Genomic DNA, 21,941 nt, shown 5'->3' with positions numbered 1-21,941 from the left:
TTTGCTCTATTTACTGAGTAATATATGAACAACAGTAGTCGGCTAAAGTAATAACCTTGATTTTAAAGGATGAATTAGCTGGAACTCCAAATGCTTGATTGGCAGTAAATGTTTGCCAAGTGTTACTATCAGGTAATAATACGCTGACATTACCTTGCTGAATTTCCATCAACTCTTCTTCAGTTGTTGAAAATGTGTATTCACCGGGCATCATAATACCTAAGGTTTTTATTGAGCCATCGGAAAATGTTACTTTTCTACTGGTCACTTGACCATCAAAGTAAATATTTGCCATCTTCGTGATACTGACATGGTTAAGTTCGGACATTATTTCTTCCTATTTTCGGACAAATAAAAGCGGTGTTGGTATCAAACTCAACACCGCTAAGAATGCTTAATAGCACGCCACTTAAAGCGGATCTCACTTAAGGCAATAAATCACTGCTTGCTGCGGGCTTGCTATAACTGAGTGCTTGCTATAACTGAGTGCATTAAAAATTAACTACTGGCTTCTACAATACGTTTCATATCGGTCATATAACCCCGTAATTTCTTGCCTACAACTTCTACTGTATGATTACGGATGGCTTCATTAACCGCAATTAAACGGACATTATCAACACCGTTATCACTTGCTGATATGCCTTCACCTAATTGTTCTAATGTTAAGTTATTGGCGTATTCCGTCAGTAAAGGTACTGCCGCATGAGTGAATAAATAATTACCATATTCGGCGGTATCGGAAATTACTACGTTCATTTCATATAGCTTATTACGCGCGATACAGTTAGCGATTAACGGTGTTTCATGCAGCGACTCATAATAAGCAGATTCTTCAATGATCCCTGCAGCAACCATAGATTCAAAAGCTAGCTCTACGCCTGCTTTAATCATGGCCACAATAAATATACCTTTGTCGTAATATTCCTGCTCGCTGATTTCTGTTGAACAATCTGCGGCTAATTCAAATGATGTTTTAGCTGTTTCTGCGCGCCATTTAAGTAGGTTTTCATCGTCGTTGGCCCAATCTTCCATCATGGTTGCAGAGAAGTGACCTTCAATAATATCGTCCATATGCTTTTCGAATAATGGGCGTAAAATAACTTTTAGCTCTTCAGACATATCAAATGCTTTAATTTTTGCAGGGTTTGATAGCCTATCCATCATATTAGTAATACCGCCATGCTTTAAGCCTTCGGTGGTAGTTTCAATGCCGTATTGCAATAATTTACGTGCGTATGCAGCGTCCATACCTTGGGCAATTAATTGTTTATGTCCCAATACCGCTGCGGTTTGTAACATGCCACAAAGAATGGTTTGTTCACCCATTAGATCTGATTTTACTTCAGCAATAAACGAAGACTCTAAAACACCTGCGCGATCGCCGCCAGTAGCTGATGCGTAGGCTTTAGCAATGGCTAAACCATTACCTTGAGGGTCATTTTCAGGATGTACTGCAATCAGTGTTGGTACGCCAAAACCACGTTTATATTCTTCACGTACTTCAGTGCCCGGACATTTAGGCGCTACCATGACAACGGTGATATCAGGACGAATTTGCATGCCTTCTTCAACAATATTGAAACCGTGCGAATAAGACAATGTTGCCCCTTGTTTCATAAGTGGCATAACAGCGTTAACCGCCGAGGTATGCTGCTTGTCCGGAGTAAGGTTTAATACTAAATCTGCTTGAGGAATTAGTTCTTGATAATTACCTACAGTAAAACCATTTTCTGTTGCCCATTGATATGATTGACGTTTTTCAGCAATGGCTGCATCACGTAAAGCATAAGAGATATTCAAACCAGAATCGCGCATGTTTAAACCTTGGTTGAGACCTTGAGCACCACAACCGACAATGACAATATTCCAATCTTTAATAAAATTACAACCGTCACTGAACTCTTCTCGTTGCATAAAGCGACATTTGCCTAATTGCGCCAATTTTTCACGCAAACTTAAAGTATTGAAATAGTTAGCCATTTTAATCTCCTGTACTTGGTTTTTCACCAAGAAACCTTTATAAATTTATCAATTTTTGAGCTTGTAAACATCATAGCTGAAATATTACCTTGCTTAAAATGATATATTTGCATTGTAGTGTTGCATAATATGCAATACAGTTTCGGTTAAATGTGGTAGTTAAGGAATAAATTTGGAACTTAAGTCTTTGCGTATGTTTGTCGATTTATCAAAATCTCTGCATTTTGGAAAAACCGCTGAACTTCATCATGTTAGCCCTTCAACACTCAGTCGAGTTATTCAGCGCTTAGAACATGAGGTAGGTAGCGCTTTATTACATCGAGATAATCGTACTGTAGTCTTGAGTGAGGCAGGAAAGCAGTTTTATCAATTTGCAGAGCAACAACTGGAACAGTGGCAATTATTACAACTCTCATTGAATCAAAAACAAGCAGAGTTACAAGGTAAATTACATATTTATTGTTCAGTTACAGCAGCTTATAGCCACTTGCCGCCACTGTTAGAACGTTTTCGGCAGCAGCATCCGCTAGTCGAAATTATGCTAACGACAGGCGATGCCGCTGACGCACTCGAGCAAGTAGAAAAACAGGCGGTAGATTTTGCTATTGCCGCCAAGCCCGAGCAATTATCACGTATTTTTACCTTTGAGCATTTAGCAAAAATACCCTTATCCGTTATTGCTCCAACTATGGTCTGTCGTGTTCAGCAGCAAATTCAGCAAGATTTTTCTTGGTCGGAAATTCCGATTATTTTGCCTGAACATGGTCCTGCGCGTAAGCGTTTCGAATACTGGTATCGTAAGAAGCAGCAAGGTAAAGCCAATATTTACGCAACGGTTTCAGGTCATGAGGCTTTGGTTAGCATGGTGGCTTTGGGATGCGGTGTTGGGATTGTGCCACAGGTTGTAGTTGAAAATAGTCCGGTAAAAGATCGCGTACAATACTTAGCAGATGTTGGTGAAATAGCGCCTTTTGATCTGGGAGTTTGTTGTTTAAATCAAAGTAAAGAGCAGCCATTAATTAAAGCTTTCTTTGCTAGTATTTAAAGTTTATTTATTATGCAATAGCATCTGTTAAATGTCGCAGTATTCTATCCATAGCACGATAGGAAAGTGCTTCAATGAGATGTTTTCGTTCTATATGCTCGACTGACTCCATATCGGCAAGGGTTCTGGAGATTTTTAAAATTTTGTGATGTGCTCTTGTGGATAGGTTGAGCTTTTCAATGGCCAATTCTAAAAACTCATTATCTTCAGAGTCAAGTTGGCAGTAATTTCTTACTTCGGCGCTACCTAATTGTGCGTTTACCTTACCTTGACGTTTTATTTGTTTTTGATAACAGTCGCTTACTCTTTTTTGAATGGTATGACTAGATTCTCCTTTCTCCGTTTCATTTGCCCACATACCCCGCGGTAGCCGGGTGACTTCGATTTGAATATCGATACGATCTAAAAACGGACCTGACAGTCTGTTCAGGTAACGTAAAACCTGTTCTGGTGTGCTACGTTTGTCATTGTAAAAGCCGGTTGGACTTGGGTTCATTGCGGCGACAAGTTGAAATTGTGCCGGGAACGTTTGTTTGAGCAGAGCGCGCGATATGGTGACCTCACCCGACTCCATGGGTTCGCGCAAAACATCTAGTACCTTGCGTTCAAACTCAGGCAGCTCGTCTAGAAACAGTACGCCATTATGGGCTAATGAAATTTCACCGGGCTGAGGGTGACTGCCACCGCCGACTAGTGCCGCTGATGACGCGGTATGATGTGGTGCGCGAAATGGTCTTGTTAACCATGATTCTGGACTGATATTTTTATGGCAAATAGACTGGATAGCGGCACTTGATAAGGCTTCTTGTTCAGTCATTGCTGGTAAAATACCCGGCAATCGACTTGCCAACATAGTTTTTCCTGTGCCAGGAGGACCAATAAATAATAAGTTATGCCCACCGCTTGCCGCAATTTCTAATGCTCGTTTCGCTAGCGGTTGACCGACAACATCTGCAATATCATGTTCACTTTTCGTATTGTAGGCTTGTAGCGTTTTGGTCTCGACAAGTGGTAAAGTTTTTTGCTTGAGGAAATGAGGAAATAGTTGACTCAGGTGTGAAAGGCTTAATATTTTTACATTTTGAACCCAGCTTGCTTGCTCGGCATTTTCACTGGGTATCACTAACGTTCTACCACTTTTTTGACAAGCCATTGCCATGGGTATTTCACCAATAATAGCGCGCAGCTCGCCTGATAATGCTAGTTCACCGGCAAACTCATAGTTTTTTAAATCTGCTTCTGGAAGTTGTTGAGCCGCGGCAAGAATACCTAAAGCGATAGGTAGATCGAAACGCCCACCCTCCTTGGGTAAATCGGCGGGTGCTAAATTTACTGTGATACGTTTAGCAGGAAATTCGTAGCCACAGTTGATAATGGCGCTGCGCACACGATCTTTGGCTTCTCGAACAGATGTTTCCGGTAAGCCAACAATATTGAATGCCGGCAAGCCATTGGCTAAGTGCACCTCAACCGTGACTAACGGAGATTCGAGGCCAACACGCGCTCTACTAAAAACACAGGCTAAGGTCATAAAAATCCATTTTTACTTTCACTAATACTTTACGTAAGTGTAGTTAATTAATATTTTTTTTGCGAAAAAATAAACCGGCAAAAACGATAGAAATTAATCATAGAGACAGCTTAATTTCAAAATTAGTGTAAAAACACTTGCGCTTGTTATTAGAGCTATGGTACTAATTTAAATAGGCTGGAAACGGCAAAACTAAAATCAATAAAATTACAGAAAATATAGATTAATATGCAAAAAAATAGTTCAGTGATTATTAACATTCTCGTCGTGGTGATTATTAAATCATCGCGGGGTATTTGTTGAACTAAAGAAAAGTAAAAAATCTTATAACAACAAACCCCCCGCTCCGCAAGGACCGGGGGGTTTGTTGTTATATAAACTATAAATTTCGTCAAGCACATTGGCATGACTACTTTTGGGAGAGTACTTAAAAGCTATAAAAAATATAAATTAGTGAGAATGAATAGCTAATGCATAATTTATGGTTTAAAAGTAAACATAAACATGACAACTGAAAAAAAATTAACTGGCGGCGGCTTATTATTTAATGTGTTAGAGCAGCATGGCGTTGAGCATGTTTTTGGCTACCCAGGTGGCGCAATAATGCCAATCTACGATGCGCTATACGATAGTAATGTTGAACACTTTCTGTGCCGGCATGAACAAGGAGCTGCATTTTCAGCGGTAGGTTACGCTCGAGCATCAGGTAAAGTTGGGGTCTGTTTAGCGACCTCAGGCCCTGGTGCAACAAATTTAATTACAGGCCTTGCCGATGCTTTAGCAGATTCAATTCCTGTTGTTGCTATCACGGGGCAAGTGGCCACCGCAGCCATGGGCTCTGATGCTTTTCAAGAAATTGATATTTTTGGTTTGTCGCTTGCTTGTACTAAGCATTCTTTTCAAGTGACTGACATTAATGATTTAGCAGCCGTGTTGCATCAAGCTTTTGCTATTGCACTTGAAGGTAGACAGGGTCCTGTTCTTGTTGATATTCCTAAAGATATTCAGTTGGCAGAAGTTAATGGCTGTTTAGATCATTTAGTTAATTTAAAAAACAAAGTAAAGCTACCTCCTGCTAATGTTGGTAGTGCTATTGCACTATTGAGTCAAACTAAACAGCCTATTTTATACGTGGGTGGTGGTGTTGGTATGGCAAATGCCATTGATGAATTGAGGGCTTTTGCTAAAACTACAGGAGTGCCGAGTGTTTCTACTCTGAAAGGTTTAGGTACTATTGATCCCACAGATGAAAATTATTTAGGCATGTTAGGCATGCACGGTACTAAAGCGGCTAATTTAGCGGTACAAGAATGTGATTTATTAATTGCTGTTGGGGCACGTTTTGATGACCGAGTAACCGGTAAGTTAAATGAATTTGCGCCTAACGCTAAAGTTATTCATTTTGATATTGATACCGCAGAAATTAATAAACGTCGTGTCGCTGACGCTGCGATTCTTGGTGATTTAAAGGTAAATTTACCTGCATTAGCTATTCCATTATCTATCATTCATTGGCAAGAAAAATGTCAAATGATGAAAACGGATTTTTCATGGGATTATAACCACCCTGGAGAGTCAATTTTTGCCCCCGCGGTGTTAAAAGAAATCAGTGATAATATGCCAGAAAATACTTGTGTTACTACTGATGTGGGCCAGCACCAAATGTGGGCGGCACAACATATGCTATTTGACGATCCGAGTAATTTTTTAACCAGTGGCGGTATGGGTACCATGGGATTTGGGGTGCCGGCAGCTGTTGGGGCACAAGTGAGCCGTCCAACAGATTGTATTATTGCCGTTTCGGGGGATGGTTCATTTATGATGAACGTGCAAGAGCTTTCCACCATTAAACGTTTCCAGTTGCCAGTTAAAATTGTACTTATTGATAATGCTAAATTGGGCATGGTGAGACAGTGGCAAGATTTATTCTTTAATGGTCGATTAAGTGAAACAGATTTAGCTGATAATCCTGATTTTGTCATGTTAGCTAATGCCTTTGATATCAAAGCAAAATCAATCACAAAAAAATCGCAAGTAACTGCCGCAATTGAAGAAATGCTAGAACATGATGGGCCTTACTTGCTACAAATAAAAATTGATGCACAAGATAATGTTTGGCCATTAGTACCACCTAACACCGCGAATGATAAAATGATGGAGAGTACATAAATGAAGAACTATCAATTAACCATAAAGGCGGATGATAAACAGGTGGTACTTGAACGTATTTTGCAGGTTACTCGATATCGAGGTTTTCTTATCAGCGGTATCAATGCCAAAGTAAATACCGGTACCAATGTTGGCACGATTGAATTGATGGTGAGAAGTGAGCGCTCGATTGAACTTTTGGTCGATCAAATTAATAAACTGATCGACATCAAAGAAGTCAAGGTAGACAATAGTGCATCACAGCAGTCTATAGCATAATGCTGGATTATAACCCTCGACAACAAGTAACAAAACTCAAAGCAGAAAATGCGCTTTAATTTAGCGCTATCTATTTGATATAAAATAAAAATTAGGAATAAGAAATGGCTAAAGTTAATGCAGAACTAATTTGGTTTAATGGTGAACTCATGCCGTGGCAGAATGCTACAGTACATGTTATGAGTCATGCGTTGCATTACGGTTCTTCAGTATTTGAAGGTATTCGTGCATATAATACGCATAAAGGTACCTGTATTTTTCGTTTAGAAGAGCATATTAAACGTTTATTCGAATCAGCAAAAATATACCGTATGAACATTCCTTTTACCGAAGCAGAAGTGGTTCAAGCGTGTAAAGATGCCGTAGTAAAAAACAATTTAAAATCAGCTTACCTTCGTCCATTAGCCTTTTTAGGCGACATTGGTATGGGGCTTCGTCCACCTATTGATGCCGTAGCTGATGTGATGATCGCCGCGTTTAGTTGGGAAGCTTATTTAGGTGCTGATGCTATTGAGAATGGTGTTGAAGTGGGTGTATCAAGCTGGAATCGACTGGCACCGAACACTATGCCAACGGCAGCAAAAGCTGGTGGTAACTACTTATCTTCACAATTAATTTCTACTGAAGCTGCTCGTCATGGTTATGCTGAAGGTGTTGCTTTAGATATTAATAATATGGTCAGTGAGGGTGCAGGGCAAAATTTATTTTTAATTCGCAATGGTGTGCTTTATACCCCTCCAGGGACCGCATCTATATTGCAAGGTTTAACTCGTGATACCGTATTTTTCCTTGCTAAGCAGTTAGGTTATGAAGTACGCGAAGAGCCGATTTCTCGTGAATCTTTATACCTAGCCGATGAGTTTTTCATGTGTGGTACCGCCACTGAAGTTGTGCCAGTGAAATCGGTAGATGGTATTGCTGTAGGTAATGGTTCTCGTGGCCCGATTACTGAAGCGATTCAAAGCGCCTTTTTTGGTATTTTTGATGGTAGTACCGAAGTGCCTGAAAACTGGTTAGACAGCGTAGAATAATATTCGATTAGAATTAGCGCTCGCTAATTTATAGCCAGCTATGTGTTCTACATAGCTGGCTAATATAACCTATCGAATGTTACCTGTTAGCTTAAAAACCACCATGATTTTGACAGTCTAGTTATAACGCACACTGTCTCAGTATTTGATTATTTTAAAACAGCATTTTGTAAGTGTTTTTTTGAAATAACCAACACCAATACGAACTACTCATAACGAACTTAACGCATTTAAGGAATTTGTCATGCCAAAATTACGCTCAGCAACCTCAACTCAAGGCCGAAATATGGCGGGCGCTCGAGCGCTTTGGCGTGCAACAGGTATGACTGATGGTGATTTCGGCAAACCTATTATTGCCGTAGTTAACTCGTTTACGCAGTTTGTCCCCGGGCATGTACATTTAAAAGATATGGGACAGTTAGTTGCTGGTGCCATTGAAGAAGCGGGTGGTGTCGCGAAAGAATTTAATACTATTGCCGTGGATGATGGTATTGCCATGGGTCACAGCGGCATGCTTTACAGCTTACCTTCTCGTGATTTAATTGCGGATTCAGTTGAATACATGGTTAATGCCCATTGTGCTGATGCTATGGTGTGTATTTCAAACTGTGACAAGATCACTCCGGGTATGTTGATGGCAGCTATGCGTTTAAACATTCCTGTCATTTTTGTTTCTGGTGGTCCGATGGAAGCCGGTAAAACTAAGCTTTCTGACCAAATTATCAAACTTGATTTAGTCGATGCCATGATTCAAGGAGCTGACCCTAAAGTATCTAATGAACAATCGGATCAAGTTGAGCGTTCTGCTTGCCCAACTTGTGGCTCATGTTCTGGTATGTTCACCGCGAACTCAATGAACTGTTTAGCTGAAGCGTTAGGTTTAGCGTTACCGGGTAACGGTTCGATGTTGGCAACACATGCTGACAGAGAGCAATTGTTTTTAGATGCCGGAAAACAAATAGTGGCATTAACTAAGCGCTATTATCAAGATAATGATGAGTCGGCATTGCCTCGCAATATTGCCAGTAAAAAAGCCCTACATAATGCGATGTGCTTAGATATTGCCATGGGTGGCTCTACTAATACTATTTTACATTTATTGGCTACAGCACAAGAAGCCGAAATAGATTACACCATGGCAGACATGGATAAATTATCACGCATTGTGCCGCAGCTATGTAAAGTTGCGCCATCAACGCCTAAGTATCATATGGAAGATGTACATCGCGCAGGTGGTGTTATTGCTATTTTGGGTGAGCTATCACGCGCAGGTTTATTACACACCGATGTACCTAATATTTTTGGTACTACGCTTGCTGATGTTATTGCAAAATACGATATTAAAGTGACTGATGATGAAGAGGTGAAAAAATTCTACCGTGCAGGCCCAGCAGGTATTCGTACGACTAAAGCGTTTAGCCAAGATTGTCGTTGGAATACTCTGGACGACGATAGAGCTAACGGCTGTATTCGTAGTATCGACCATGCCTTTTCAACCGAAGGCGGCTTAGCAGTGCTTTCTGGTAATATCGCGGTAGATGGTTGTGTGGTTAAAACCGCAGGTGTTTCTGATGATAATTTAGTCTTTACTGGTCCTGCACATATTTTTGAAAGCCAAGATGCCGCTGTAGCAGGAATTTTAGACGGTAAAGTTGTTGCTGGTGAAGTGGTGGTTATTCGCTATGAAGGCCCTAAAGGTGGGCCCGGTATGCAAGAAATGCTTTACCCAACCACTTATTTGAAATCTATGGGCTTAGGTAAAGCATGTGCATTGCTTACTGACGGGCGCTTCTCTGGCGGTACCTCAGGCTTATCTATTGGCCATGTTTCACCTGAAGCCGCTGATGGCGGTACTATCGCGTTGGTTGAACAAGGCGATACTATTCATATTGATATTCCAACACGGACAATTAAGTTAGCCGTTTCTGATGCCGAACTTGAACTGCGTCGTGCGGCGATGGAGGCTAAAGGTAAAAAAGCCTGGAGACCTGTTGATCGAATTCGTCCAATTAGTTATGCCTTGAAAAACTATGCAATGTTAGCCACTAGCGCTGACAAAGGAGCGGTGAGAAACCGTGACTTGCTTGATGGCATCGAGTAACGGGGAAAAGATAATGACTGAAGCTGAACAGCAAGCCTTAGTGCTGGCTAAAGCCACACAAGAGCAAGCACTTGATTACCTACGTAGGATTTTATTAGCACCAGTTTATGATGTGGCTGTAGAGTCTGATCTCACAGCATTAACTAAGCTCTCTTCTCGCTTAGGTAATCAAATATTTCTTAAACGAGAAGATCAGCAACCGGTCCATTCTTTTAAATTACGTGGTGCTTATAACAAGCTAGTTAACTTATCAGAGCAGCAATGTTTACATGGAGTTATTGCTGCCTCAGCAGGAAACCATGCTCAAGGATTGGCATTGGCTGCTAATAAACTCGGCATTAAAGCAACAATAGTAATGCCGATCACAACACCAGATATAAAAGTAGATAATGTTAGGCGCTATGGCGCGGAAGTGCGCTTAGTTGGCAAGAGCTTTAATGAAGCACAGCAAGCTTCTGTGAAGTATGCCAAAGCTGAGCATAAAACTTTGATCCATCCGTTTGATGACCCTGATGTGATAGCGGGCCAGGGCACGGTGGCGAAAGAATTATTACAGCAACGACCAAATGTCGATGTGGTTTTTGTACCAGTAGGCGGCGGCGGGTTATTAGCTGGTATGGCTGTCTATTTAAAGCAACTGCAGCCACATATTAAGGTTATTGGTGTAGAAGCTGAAGATTCTGCTTGTTTAAAAGCGGCATTAAGTGCGGGAGCACCGGTTGATTTAGCTCAAGTGGGATTATTTGCTGATGGCGTGGCGGTTAAACGTATTGGTGAACATACTTTTGACTTGATCAAACATTATTGTGATGAAGTGATCACTGTTTCTACGGATGAAATTTGTGCCTCGATAAAAGATATATTTGAGCAAACTCGGGTTATTTCAGAGCCTGCTGGAGCACTATCCTTAGCGGGATTGCAAAAATATTGCCAAACCAGTCAAGGTGATGAATCACTGGTGGCTATTCTTTCTGGCGCTAACATGAACTTTCATACCTTGCGTTATATTTCTGAACGTTGCGAGCTCGGAGAGCAGAAAGAAGCGGTGTATGCGGTCAAAATACCAGAAGAAAAAGGCAGTTTTAGAAAGTTTTGCCAAGCGCTGGCTGGTCGCGTTATAACCGAATTTAATTATCGTTATGCTAATAAAGGTGATGCGTTAGCTGAAATTGAACATGCTAATATTTTTGTTGGCGTTCGTTTGGGTGGTGAGGTTAACGATCGAGAAAAATTAACGCAGAGCTTACAAAATCAACATTATGAGCTAATTGATTTTACTGAAAACGAACTCGCAAAACTGCATGTTAGATACATGATTGGCGGCAAAAATGCATTGTCGGCCCAAGAGCGTATTTTTCGCTTTCAATTTCCTGAATACCCAGGCGCCTTAGAGAAATTTTTAGATACACTAGGTGAGCATTGGAATATTACCTTATTTCATTATCGCAACCATGGTGCAGCATTTGGCCAAGTATTAGCAGGTTTTGAAGTAGCGCAGCATCAAGAAGGTGAGTTTTTTGCACATTTGGCAGCGCTGGGTTATGAGTGGCAGGAAGAAACTGATAATAAGGCTTATCAGACTTTTCTTACTTAACCCTAAGATTGCATAGTGAAAGCTTATGCTTGATTGAAAAACAGTAAAAATAATAAAAAAGCAGCTAAAAGCTGCTTTTTTATTGGCTAAATGCTTTATATTACTTTGCAAAAATAATAAGAATGAAAAAGGACCTTTTATGCCCAATTCACAAATGAGTGAATTACCATCTGTTCCGGTCGTATCACAGAAATACATTGCCCCGATAATTCCCTCTGAGCGTTTAGATGCTTTAGATATATTACGTGGGCTAGCTCTTGTCGGTATTCTTTTAATGAATATCGAATGGTTTAACCGTGCTATTACCAGTTTAGGTACCCAAGATACCAGCCTAAGCGGTTTAGATCATATCGTAGGTTGGCTGATTAGGTGCTTTGTTGAAGGTAAATTTTATACCTTGTTTTCTTTACTCTTTGGGATGGGCTTTGCCGTCATGATGCAGAGAGCTAAAGCAGCAGGACGCCCTTTTGGTGCTTGGTTTTCACGTCGAATGATTATTTTAATTATTTTTGGTATCTTGCATATGGTATTTCTGTGGGGCGGTGATATTTTACATAGCTATGGCTTTGCTGGTTTACTGTTATTAGCTTGGCTGACAATACTGAAAAAACCACGTTTTCAGCAATATGATAATCCTCAATCATTTTTTAAGCTCGCTGTTGTCTGGTTAAGCATACCGATTATTATTACCGTCATCGGGGCGATTAGCTTCGGGCTGAGCCATGATCATAAAACCATGCTTGAACAATGGCATGAGGAAGTAAAAGTTACTGAACGGGTTGCAGAAATTAATTTAGCCAATGGGCAGCGAGATCTGGCGGCAGCTGAAAATAATACATCCGTTGCTGCACAAAACGCTAAAAGTACCCGTGAGGAGCTAACGAATAAAGTACCGAATGCTTTAATGGCTATTGCCACTGATGATCTTGCTGATGAAGATATTGAAGAATCGATTGAGCAGTACTTAACGGCAATAATAGAAATAAAGGCGCAAGACATAGTTGCTCAACAGCAAGCAATGCATGCTGATGACCTAGCTGAAATCAAAGCCTTTACGCAAGACAGTTATTGGCAAGCTACTGAGTTTCGTTTGGACTTTGCTTGGCATATGTTGATGTTCAGCTTACCGTTTGCTTTTTTTATGTTAATGCCAATATTTATTTTAGGTTACTGGTTAATTGCAAGTAATATTATACAAAACTATCAACAACATACCCGATCTTTTCATATTACAGCATGGCTTGGTATTGGCCTGGGTATTGTCATTGAAACTTGCGGGTTATTAGTAGCTCAGCATCCTGTAGTAAATCAAGTCACCTTATTGGAAACCGTCGGTGAAGGATTATTTTATTTTGGGCAGTTAGTGATGAGTGCCGGCTATTTTGGCCTAGTTATGTACTTATTAGCAAATGATAAGTGGCATAAGCGTTTAGCCATATTTGCACCTATGGGGCGAATGGCATTAACGCATTACATTAGTCACTCGGTGATCTTAAGCAGTATATTTTATGGTTATGCCGGTGGCTATTTTGGTGAAATACCTCGAGCACCACAAATGCTGATTGTCTTGGTGATTATAGTTTTACAATTACTGTTATCACGTTGGTGGTTAAAGCATTATGCTTATGGCCCATTAGAATGGCTTTGGCGTTGTTTATCTTATAAAAAGTTATACAAGCTAAAAAAAGAATATCAATGATTTCTATCAGCGTTTGAATATCAACGTTTAATAGGCTCAGTAATTACTTTTATTGTTTGAATTCAAGCGTGAAACAAGTGGTAATTACTGAGTTTTATCATATCTTCCTTAATATTCATCAATATTCTACTTCATATTAATTTAGGAATACTTGAGAATAGCCCCGCTGTCGACGGCATTCATGTAATTTATAATTTTATTATACCCAAACTATTTGACGAGCGATTTTTAATAGTTAAGTTTGGATATTATCAGTAAGGAAAGCAGCTATGACGTTAGGTGAACAGATTAGAATTTTGAGGAATGCTAAAGGTTTAAGTCAACCAGAGTTAGCTAATTTAGCTCAAATTGAGCAGTCTTATCTTTCAAAATTGGAAAATGATAAATCATTACCCTCAAATGATATTTTTAGGCAGTTATTGAATGGCTTATCACTTTCTTTAGCCGATTTTTTACAAGGTTTCGACAAACAATATCTCCATAATAATTTAAGACAAATTCCTGATATTGAGCACTGGTTATTAAAAAATGAGAAAAAAGATGCTAATAGCCAACGTCGATATCTGTATGTAGCGAGTTTTCTTATAGTGATGGCTGTTACTAGTTTTTATACCGGATTTAGTAAAGTGTTATTCACTGGCTTGCACTACCAATACGAATCATTGGGTGTGATATTGCCTGATGAACCAAAAAATATTTTTGTTAGCTGGCGTCGACTATTAGATAGGACCCAGCCTGATTTTCATACCGTGATAGCTAAAAAAGAGCTTGAAATTGAACAGCGTAGAGATGGGAAGATTCTTTTATCGAGTGTTCATTTAGGCGAACAATTTATTCAGCAAGTTGAAGATGGACGTCGTTTGTATCGTTTTGATAAAGAAAAGGTTATTCCACAGCAAGTGAACGCATGGCTACAAATTATTGGTATATTTCTTTTTAGTGCCGGTATCTTAGGTTTTGTGTTGGAAAGAAGACTTTATAAATGAGAAAGTTAATGAGTGTATACGACGGAACCTACTCCTTGCTAGCTCTTATGTTTCTGGTCATTACTAGTGTTTCTAATGCTCAAGCGATTGAATTTACCACAGAACATAACACTGAAAGTGAGAAAATGACGATAGAGCTAATAAAATCGTTGAATAAAGCACACGATTTAACTAAATGGCAATTTAGCAATGTCATACATATAAATAAAAAGGCGATACCCCATAGTCATCCGGTTTTAACCTTGCATACACGACACAATAAACCGAAAGAAATTGACTTACTGTTATCGACTTATTTACATGAAAATATACACGGGTATTTAGATGCTCATCAGACCAAACTCGCCGATATTATTGCCGTGTTGAAAAAGCGTTTTCCTAACGTAGCTGTGGGTTATCCTGAAGGAGCAAGTGATGAATATTCTACTTACTTACATATAGTGGTGTGTTTTTTAGAGTTAGATGCTATTCGGCAACTATTAAGCGAAGCACGTTATAATAAAGTAATTAACTTCTGGCAAAAAGACCACTATACATGGATATATAAACTAATTGATGAGCATGACAATGAAATTGCAATGCTCATTAAGCAGCACAAATTATTATTATAATTCAAAATTAAAACTGATAAATTGTATTTTCAATAAATGGCAGCGTATATAACTACCTATACGTTTTCATTATTATTGTTTGCCATCAATGCTTCTAATGCTGCAATTTTTGCTTCAAGGTCACTCAATTTAGCTCGTGTTTTGATTAATACTTGTGTTTGTACATCGAACTCTTCACGAGTAACAACATCAAGTTGAGATAACTTACGTTGTAGTACTACTTTTGTTTTATCTTCCATTTCATGGGCAAAATCTTTTAAACCAACAGGAATGGAATCGGTAACTTGTTTGGCAATTTCTTCTATTTTTTTAGCGTTAATCATCTCAATGCTCTTATATTGATAAGCGATAAGCTTATTGTAACTAATCTGCTCGGTATTGATAATCAAATCGTGTTTATATACTCATAACACTTCAAGGTGTAGTAATTTAACCTGAAGAAAAATGTTTTACACAAGGCATTGTTTGAGAATAACCGTTATACCTTTGGCAGAAAAAAAACTTCTGCGATACATTCACTCTAAAGGCGATTGACCTTTCTAAAAATGAGTGTTGAGCTAGCTGTTACTTGATAGCTGTTCAACTGTCCCTTGAAGTATCATAGATTTACTCGCTAAGAAATTAAGTAAGTTGTAGAAAGTTGATGTTGTCTTGCAATAAAAACAGGTAAAATCGTCGACCGATTATCTTATCCATAAATTAGAGTTACGACGCAGCGATGAAATTAAACCCAGGCCAAAATGAAGCAAAAAAATATGTTGATGGTCCTTGCCTAGTATTAGCAGGAGCGGGCAGTGGTAAAACTGGGGTTATTTGTCAGAAAATTGCCCACTTAATTCAAAATTGTGGCTATAAAGCTAAAAATATTGCCGCGGTAACCTTTACCAATAAAGCAGCACGTGAAATGAAAGAACGTGTGGTTAAAATGATGGATAAAGCGCAAACACGCGGTTTAACCGTTTGTACTTTTCACTCTTTGGGTTTAGATATTATTCGCCGTGAATTAAAAACCTTAGGTTATAAGCCTGGCTTTACCTTATTTGATGATCAAGACAGCTTAGCGCTATTGAAGGAATTAACTCAAGAGCAGCTTGATGGCGATAAAGATCTATTAAGTAAATTGCAGATGATGATTTCTAATTGGAAGAATGATCTGCTATTACCTGATAACGCTATTAAACAGGCTGTTGATGCTGACGCTAAACTATATGCTGAGTTTTATGCAATGTATCAAAAGCATATGAAAGCCTATAACGCACTTGATTTTGATGACTTGATTTTAATTCCAACGTTATTAATGCGTAATTATCCAGAGGTACGTGCACGTTGGCAGAATAAAATTCAATATATGCTGGTTGATGAATATCAAGATACCAATGCCAGCCAATATGAACTCGTTAAATTGATCACAGGTGAAAAAGGGTTATTAACCGTGGTGGGTGATGACGATCAGTCTATTTACTCATGGCGTGGCGCTAAACCACAGAACTTGGTGTTGTTGGGGCAAGATTACCCAAACCTTAAGCTGATTAAGCTTGAGCAAAACTATCGCTCTAGTGGCCGTATTTTGAAATGTGCCAATATTTTGATCGCCAATAATCCGCACGTCTATGATAAAGCACTTTTTAGTGAGCTTAACTACGGTGTTGAGCTACGAGTGCTGCAAACTAAGAATGAAGAGCATGAAGTTGAACGGGTAGTTGGTGAGGTGATCGGCCATCGTTTTTTAAATAAAAGTAAATTTAAGGATTACGCGATTTTATATCGCGGTAATCATCAGTCGCGCTTACTGGAAAAAGCGCTGATGACCAACCGAATTCCCTATAAAATTAATGGCGGCACTTCGTTTTTCTCGCGTGCAGAAATTAAAGACATGATGGCGTTTTTACGGGTATTGGTTAACCCAGACGACGACAATGCTTTTTTGCGAATTGTTAACGTACCTCGCCGTGAAATTGGTCCAACGACGTTAGAAAAGTTAGGTAGTTACGCCAATATGCGACAAATCAGCATGTTTGCGGCAAGTTTTGAGTTAGGGTTAGAGCAACATCTTACAGGGCGAGGTTTGGTGAGTGTACAACGGTTTACTCGTTGGCTTGTTGAAACGGCTGATCATGCTGAACGTGGCGATACTTCTGCAGTATTACGGGCGATGGTGCGCGAAATTAATTATGAAGATTGGCTATATGATACTTCACCTAGTGCCAAAGCAGCTGAAATGCGCATGAAAAATGTCACACAACTTTTCAGCTGGGTCACACAAATGCTGGAAGGCAGTGATGACGAAGAGCCAATGACCTTACCGCAAGTGGTTACCCGTTTAACCTTGCGCGATATGATGGAGCGTAATGAAGATGAGGAAGAAACTGACCAAGTTCAGCTAATGACGTTACATGCTTCTAAAGGCTTGGAGTTTCCTTATGTTTTTCTCATTGGTATGGAAGAGGGCTTGTTACCACATCAAACGAGTATGGATGAGGGCAATGTAGAAGAAGAGCGGCGCTTAGCTTATGTCGGTATTACCCGTGCGCAAAAAGAGTTGATTTTTACTTATGCCAGAGAGCGCCGTCAATTTGGTGAGGTTGCTCGAACTGAGGCGAGTCGCTTTTTACATGAGCTACCACAAGATGATCTAAGTTGGGAATTGACACAAACCAAACAAAGTATAGAAAAAAAACAAGCTACGGCAAAAATGGGTGTAGCAAACTTACGAGAAATGCTAAAACAGAAGAAGTAACCTAGACTGATACTAAGCAAATAACGCTAGCTATTTGAGTTATAAACTATAGTTTCCTATATTACAGTTAACTAGTTCACTGACCGTTAGTTGCAGAGGGTACTCTAATAAATAATTGCTTTAGTGAGATAACATCATGACAAAACGCACGACCTCAGAAATGATACTGTTGATCTTAAGTGCTTTGTCAGCGGTACTAATTTTACCCTTTGTATACCTAAGATACATCAGTGGTGACATCACAGTTGCTATTATTGATGCATTTATCATATTGATTTTAATTTGTTTTTTTATCTTTGTGTATAAGACTAGAAAAATAGTAATGGCAAAACTTGTTTTAGCTACAATGCTTGCAACAGTGATTGCTATTTTAGTGGTTATTCGTGGCCAATCACATTTGTATTGGTTATATCCTGCTATTATTGCCTTTTATTACATTTTACCCGAACGCACCGCAGGTATTATTTGTCTGGTTGCTATTACGATTGTTTCTATAAGAATTTTCCCCGGTGATAGCCTGATGAACTTCACCACTATGGTTATGTCATTGCTACTCACTTCTATTTTTTCATATATGATTTTTAGTAACTACCGAATTACTAATGAAAAACTCATATTATTAGCAACAATAGATCCATTGACTTTGTGTGGTAACCGAAGAGCTTTGAAAGACAAGCTTACCGATCTGATCTCTGATCAGCAACGTCAAGCTTCGGTGGTTTCTTTATTGTTACTTGATTTAGATTTTTTTAAAAAAATTAATGATCAACATGGCCATGCAGTCGGAGATATAGTGCTTGTTGAAGTTGCGCGCTTGATGAAAAGTAACACTCGTGCGCTAGATGCTCTTTTCCGTTATGGGGGAGAAGAGTTTATCATTGTCCCCTTATATGTTGAATTAACTGAAGCCTGCATTATAGCGGAAAAGTTACGTGTCATCATTGAGCAGCATCAGTTTGTTAATAATATAAAGTTAACAGTTTCAATGGGTGTGGCACAGTATCGCTTGAATGAGAGTTCAGAAGCTTGGATTGCGAGGGCTGATGCCGCTTTATATTTGGCAAAAGAGAGCGGGCGTAACCGTGTTGAGCAAGAAGCACCATTAATGAGTGATGCTAGCTGAGGACATTACTCTTAATTACGAGAAATTTTATAAGCCGTATTTTGTTAAAATTTCTTGATATGCACCTGAGGCTTTAATTGCTGATAACGCTTGGCTTAGCTGTTCGATTACGGTGCTTGATGTTGTTAATCCTGTCGCTATATAGAGCTCGCTGGGAAAGTCGGTTAATGATAAATAGGCTGCAATACTCGTAGCATCAAAACCTGCTTGAGTGATCTCTTTGTCTAATGCCATAGAGTTAGTCAACACAAGATCGATTCGACCATTAAAAAGCATTGACCACAGATGCTTACTGGTCACACTTAACGATAAATTTTCTTTTTCTTTGAAACCATTTTCATGAAGAAAATATGCTGAATGATAGCCTCGTATTGTCCCTACAACATAGTGCTTAGCACTTTCAAGAGATCGTAGGTTGATATCCAGTCGCCCCTTTAGTCCGATAAGTACGGCGGAGCTTTTATATGTTTGCCCCACCCATTGAAATTCTGTTTCACGATCAGCAGTTCTTAGCATGGAAAACATAAAGGTGTTTTTATGAATCTGCGTAGCTTTAAAGCCGCGGACAAGTGGTTGTATTTTAATTTTACCCGGCAAGTTAGCGTGGTTAAGTACGGCTTGAACTATTTCGACTAGCGCACCTGAGGCTTGCCCCTCACTATTTATAAAATGGTAAGGAGGTAGTTCCTCTGCGACAAAAATTAAAGGCTTTTCTTGTGCAAAGCTATAAGTACTATTGAATAGATAAGATAATAAGAAGGCTAAGTACAGAATTCTTTTGATAAGGAACACTCGATAATTAATATCATTATGAGCAATATAGCTTAGGTCAGGTGCTAGGTAAATCAGTTTTGTGACGAGCTGAAGTGAACGGTGGTTTGTTAAGGAAAAAGCTAGCCTCTTACAAGGTCTAGCTTAGTCAAAAAAGCGCTTCTACTCTTTGATTATTTTAATTTCTTGCTGGTTTTTTATATGTAAAGCATTGAAGAATTTTAGTAGCGTATCATCATTACAGGTACGGAAGTGCTTGTGCTCTGGTTTGCGGAAAAATGCACTCAGTTCATGTTTGCTTAGGGTTAATTCGGCTGAAGACAATAAGTTGATAATATCGTCAGCTTTCAATGCCAGTGCAATTTTCACTTTATTGAAGATAACATTATTATTAATTGTTTGATTTAACTGAGCTTCTGCGCCTTCTTTCGCGCCGCGAAACTCTACAATCAGCCCATCAAGAAAGCTTGCTAAAACATTATCAGCGACACGCGAAAATGCAGGGTCACCGTTTTTACGGAAAAAGTTATTAATTTCATCGTCAGTTTTTGCACATTCGGCGAGTTGAAAAATAGCAGATATTTTTTCATTACTTAAAGTAAATATATAACGAATGTGCTGTAAAACTTCGTTGTTAGTCATGTTTTTTCCTGTTGAGTTTATCTATTGAGTATTAGCTAATATCACGGCCATGAAATGGCACATGAGCATCAGGTAATAGGTTATTTGGGCTTATTAAGTAAAGCTGATGGTTAAGCAAATTGCGAGTGTAGCAATGATGACTAATAAGGTAACTTTCTTATTATGTTGTTGCTGCTGTTGTTGTATCTGTTTCAGTGTTGTTAATTGCAGGCGCTGTGCTTCACGATTGGTTTTTAGGTAATCGTAGACCAAATCAGGAATTTCCGGCAGCTTTTCATTCCAAAAAGGTAAATTGTCTTTTACTTTGTTAAAGACGGCTTTAACGCCCATTTGCTCTTTGACCCAGTTTTCTAAAAATGGTTTAGCGGTTTGCCAAAGGTCTAAAGCTGGATAAAGTTGACGCCCTAAACCTTCAATATAAAGCAGGGTTTTTTGTAGTAATACTAGCTGTGGTTGAACTTCCATATTAAAGCGGCGTGCGGTATTGAAAAGGTTAACTAATACCTGGCCAAAAGATATTTCAGACAAAGGTTTATTAAAAATAGGCTCGCAAACGGTACGAATGGCAAACTCAAACTCATCAACACTAGTGTCACTTGGCACCCAACCAGAATCTACATGCAGTTGTGCCACTTTACGATAATCGCGATTGAAAAACGCGACAAAATTTTCTGCTAAATAGCGTTTGTCTTCACGATTTAAGGTGCCAACAATACCGCAATCAATAGCAATCCAAGTTGGATCTTGCGGGTTAGTTGCATCAACAAAAACATTACCTGGGTGCATATCGGCATGAAAAAAACTATCGCGAAATACTTGCGTGAAAAACACTTCTACGCCTCGTTCGGCGAGCAATTTCATATCAACATTTTGGGCATGTAAGGTCTCAATTTCACCGACGCCAATACCGTATATGCGCTCCATTACCATCACGTTTTTTGAACAGTATTGGCTATAAACGTCAGGCACGTACAACACTTTATCGCTATCTCGCCCTTGGCTAAAATTACGTTTTAGCTGTATGGCATTACTGGCTTCACGGTTTAAATCCAATTCTTCTAAGATGGTTTTTTCATATTCCGCAACAACTTCTACTGGCCTGAGTCGCTTGCCATCAGGTAGCCAACGAGCAACAATTTTAGCAAAAAGTGACATCACAGTGATGTCAGCTAAAATCGTTTTTTCGATATTGGGGCGTAGTACTTTTAAGACGACCGCTTGCTCGCCTCCTGAGTGCAACATAGTTGCAGTATGAACTTGGGCAATAGAGGCTGAAGCTAATGGTGTTTGTTCAAAGTTGATAAAACTTTCAGCAAAGGTGTCAGCACCAATGGCTTTAGTAATAATATTTTCAGCTTCTTGGCCTGAAAATGCCGGTACTTTATCTTGTAGCAATGTCAGTTCATTGGCGAAGTCATCGGGCAATAAGTCACGACGTGTCGAAAGCATTTGACCAAACTTAACAAATACAGGGCCAAGAGACTCTATTGCTAGGCGAAATCGTTGAGCTTTAGTTTTATCGTTATGTTTATTGCTCAGCCAAAATAATGAGCGTCGAGCAACTCGGACATACCAAGGGAGATATTTTTTCGGTACAAGCTCATCAAGCCCAAACTGAAGAAATGTTTTTACTATTTTGTATAAACGTTTACTACTCACC

18 protein-coding genes are annotated in these 21,941 nt (G+C 39.3%); 11 read left to right on the top strand and 7 right to left on the bottom strand.

Features of this window, described 5'->3' with window-relative positions; translation table 11 throughout:
- Positions 1–10: 10 nt before the first annotated feature.
- A complete protein-coding gene (ppnP, locus tag B0169_RS02445; protein WP_077284328.1) occupies positions 11–328 on the bottom strand; it encodes a pyrimidine/purine nucleoside phosphorylase in 318 nt (105 codons plus the stop codon).
- A 170-nt stretch (positions 329–498) separates the two neighbouring features.
- Positions 499–1,983 (bottom strand): ketol-acid reductoisomerase, encoded by a 1,485-nt coding sequence (gene ilvC / locus B0169_RS02440; protein ID WP_077284326.1) that lies wholly within the window; start codon positions 1,981–1,983, stop codon positions 499–501.
- A 172-nt stretch (positions 1,984–2,155) separates the two neighbouring features.
- Between ilvC and ilvY the strand changes: the two genes are divergently transcribed.
- Entirely contained in the window at positions 2,156–3,028 is an 873-nt protein-coding gene (gene ilvY / locus B0169_RS02435) for an HTH-type transcriptional activator IlvY (RefSeq protein ID WP_077284324.1), read from the top strand.
- A 10-nt stretch (positions 3,029–3,038) separates the two neighbouring features.
- Here the strand turns inward: ilvY and B0169_RS02430 are convergent, their stop codons facing one another.
- Positions 3,039–4,559, bottom strand: coding sequence for a YifB family Mg chelatase-like AAA ATPase (locus tag B0169_RS02430; RefSeq protein ID WP_077284322.1), 1,521 nt, complete (start codon positions 4,557–4,559; stop codon positions 3,039–3,041).
- A 504-nt stretch (positions 4,560–5,063) separates the two neighbouring features.
- On the opposite strand from B0169_RS02430, the gene ilvG reads away from it, so the two are divergent.
- From ilvG to B0169_RS02390, 8 genes are all read left to right on the top strand, one after another.
- On the top strand, positions 5,064–6,728 hold the full coding sequence (gene ilvG / locus B0169_RS02425) for an acetolactate synthase 2 catalytic subunit (protein ID WP_077284320.1): 1,665 nt from the start codon (positions 5,064–5,066) through the stop codon (positions 6,726–6,728).
- Positions 6,729–6,986, top strand: a complete 258-nt coding sequence (ilvM, locus tag B0169_RS02420) for an acetolactate synthase 2 small subunit (RefSeq protein ID WP_077284318.1) — start codon at positions 6,729–6,731, stop codon at positions 6,984–6,986.
- 104 nt (positions 6,987–7,090) lie between these two features.
- Positions 7,091–8,017, top strand: coding sequence for a branched-chain amino acid transaminase (locus tag B0169_RS02415; protein WP_077284316.1), 927 nt, complete (start codon positions 7,091–7,093; stop codon positions 8,015–8,017).
- A gap of 244 nt (positions 8,018–8,261) precedes the next feature.
- Positions 8,262–10,118, top strand: a complete 1,857-nt coding sequence (ilvD, locus tag B0169_RS02410; RefSeq protein ID WP_077284314.1) for a dihydroxy-acid dehydratase — start codon at positions 8,262–8,264, stop codon at positions 10,116–10,118.
- Positions 10,119–10,131: 13 nt separating this feature from the next.
- Entirely contained in the window at positions 10,132–11,712 is a 1,581-nt protein-coding gene (ilvA, locus tag B0169_RS02405; RefSeq protein ID WP_077284312.1) for a threonine ammonia-lyase, biosynthetic, read from the top strand.
- A gap of 139 nt (positions 11,713–11,851) precedes the next feature.
- Positions 11,852–13,411, top strand: a complete 1,560-nt coding sequence (locus B0169_RS19485) for a DUF418 domain-containing protein (RefSeq protein ID WP_235838440.1) — start codon at positions 11,852–11,854, stop codon at positions 13,409–13,411.
- 269 nt (positions 13,412–13,680) lie between these two features.
- Positions 13,681–14,397 carry a helix-turn-helix domain-containing protein gene (locus B0169_RS02395; protein WP_077284310.1) on the top strand — a complete coding sequence of 239 codons (717 nt, stop codon included), beginning with the start codon at positions 13,681–13,683 and terminating at the stop codon, positions 14,395–14,397.
- Between the two features lie 8 nt (positions 14,398–14,405).
- Entirely contained in the window at positions 14,406–15,008 is a 603-nt protein-coding gene (locus B0169_RS02390) for a hypothetical protein (RefSeq protein WP_143323438.1), read from the top strand.
- Between the two features lie 56 nt (positions 15,009–15,064).
- Here the strand turns inward: B0169_RS02390 and ubiK are convergent, their stop codons facing one another.
- Positions 15,065–15,331, bottom strand: coding sequence for a ubiquinone biosynthesis accessory factor UbiK (ubiK, locus tag B0169_RS02385; RefSeq protein WP_077284306.1), 267 nt, complete (start codon positions 15,329–15,331; stop codon positions 15,065–15,067).
- Positions 15,332–15,726: 395 nt separating this feature from the next.
- Here ubiK and rep point away from each other — a divergent pair, with 395 nt between their 5' ends.
- Positions 15,727–17,745 carry a DNA helicase Rep gene (gene rep / locus B0169_RS02380; RefSeq protein WP_077284304.1) on the top strand — a complete coding sequence of 673 codons (2,019 nt, stop codon included), beginning with the start codon at positions 15,727–15,729 and terminating at the stop codon, positions 17,743–17,745.
- A 322-nt stretch (positions 17,746–18,067) separates the two neighbouring features.
- Entirely contained in the window at positions 18,068–18,868 is an 801-nt protein-coding gene (locus B0169_RS02375; RefSeq protein ID WP_158077035.1) for a GGDEF domain-containing protein, read from the top strand.
- Between the two features lie 27 nt (positions 18,869–18,895).
- Here B0169_RS02375 and B0169_RS02370 read toward each other — a convergent pair whose 3' ends face one another.
- The 3 genes from B0169_RS02370 to ubiB form a co-directional block, all read right to left on the bottom strand.
- Complete coding sequence (locus B0169_RS02370) at positions 18,896–19,660, bottom strand: substrate-binding periplasmic protein (RefSeq protein WP_158077034.1); 765 nt, start codon at positions 19,658–19,660, stop codon at positions 18,896–18,898.
- A 141-nt stretch (positions 19,661–19,801) separates the two neighbouring features.
- Complete coding sequence (locus B0169_RS02365) at positions 19,802–20,281, bottom strand: YehS family protein (protein WP_077284298.1); 480 nt, start codon at positions 20,279–20,281, stop codon at positions 19,802–19,804.
- A gap of 93 nt (positions 20,282–20,374) precedes the next feature.
- The gene (gene ubiB, locus B0169_RS02360) at positions 20,375–21,940 is read right to left on the bottom strand and encodes a ubiquinone biosynthesis regulatory protein kinase UbiB (protein ID WP_077284296.1); all 1,566 of its coding nucleotides are present in this window, start codon (positions 21,938–21,940) and stop codon (positions 20,375–20,377) included.
- Position 21,941: the final 1 nt, after the last annotated feature.

The sequence above is a fragment of the Cognaticolwellia aestuarii genome, from assembly GCF_002000025.1.
In the GTDB taxonomy this organism is placed as follows: Bacteria; Pseudomonadota; Gammaproteobacteria; order Enterobacterales; family Alteromonadaceae; genus Cognaticolwellia; species Cognaticolwellia aestuarii.
Note: the sequence above shows the minus strand (reverse complement) of the source record. Positions and strands in the feature narration are given on the sequence as shown.

What these genes read in the sequence shown, in the direction of transcription:
- ppnP (WP_077284328.1), bottom strand. Translation starts at nt 328, where the DNA reads ATGTCCGAACTTAACCATGTCAGTATCACGAAGATGGCAAATATTTAC.
- ilvC (WP_077284326.1), bottom strand. Translation starts at nt 1,983, where the DNA reads ATGGCTAACTATTTCAATACTTTAAGTTTGCGTGAAAAATTGGCGCAA.
- B0169_RS02430 (WP_077284322.1), bottom strand. Translation starts at nt 4,559, where the DNA reads ATGACCTTAGCCTGTGTTTTTAGTAGAGCGCGTGTTGGCCTCGAATCT.
- ilvG (WP_077284320.1), top strand. Translation starts at nt 5,064, where the DNA reads ATGACAACTGAAAAAAAATTAACTGGCGGCGGCTTATTATTTAATGTG.
- ilvM (WP_077284318.1), top strand. Translation starts at nt 6,729, where the DNA reads ATGAAGAACTATCAATTAACCATAAAGGCGGATGATAAACAGGTGGTA.
- B0169_RS02415 (WP_077284316.1), top strand. Translation starts at nt 7,091, where the DNA reads ATGGCTAAAGTTAATGCAGAACTAATTTGGTTTAATGGTGAACTCATG.
- ilvD (WP_077284314.1), top strand. Translation starts at nt 8,262, where the DNA reads ATGCCAAAATTACGCTCAGCAACCTCAACTCAAGGCCGAAATATGGCG.
- ilvA (WP_077284312.1), top strand. Translation starts at nt 10,132, where the DNA reads ATGACTGAAGCTGAACAGCAAGCCTTAGTGCTGGCTAAAGCCACACAA.
- B0169_RS19485 (WP_235838440.1), top strand. Translation starts at nt 11,852, where the DNA reads ATGCCCAATTCACAAATGAGTGAATTACCATCTGTTCCGGTCGTATCA.
- B0169_RS02395 (WP_077284310.1), top strand. Translation starts at nt 13,681, where the DNA reads ATGACGTTAGGTGAACAGATTAGAATTTTGAGGAATGCTAAAGGTTTA.
- B0169_RS02390 (WP_143323438.1), top strand. Translation starts at nt 14,406, where the DNA reads ATGAGTGTATACGACGGAACCTACTCCTTGCTAGCTCTTATGTTTCTG.
- ubiK (WP_077284306.1), bottom strand. Translation starts at nt 15,331, where the DNA reads ATGATTAACGCTAAAAAAATAGAAGAAATTGCCAAACAAGTTACCGAT.
- rep (WP_077284304.1), top strand. Translation starts at nt 15,727, where the DNA reads ATGAAATTAAACCCAGGCCAAAATGAAGCAAAAAAATATGTTGATGGT.
- B0169_RS02375 (WP_158077035.1), top strand. Translation starts at nt 18,068, where the DNA reads ATGGCAAAACTTGTTTTAGCTACAATGCTTGCAACAGTGATTGCTATT.
- B0169_RS02365 (WP_077284298.1), bottom strand. Translation starts at nt 20,281, where the DNA reads ATGACTAACAACGAAGTTTTACAGCACATTCGTTATATATTTACTTTA.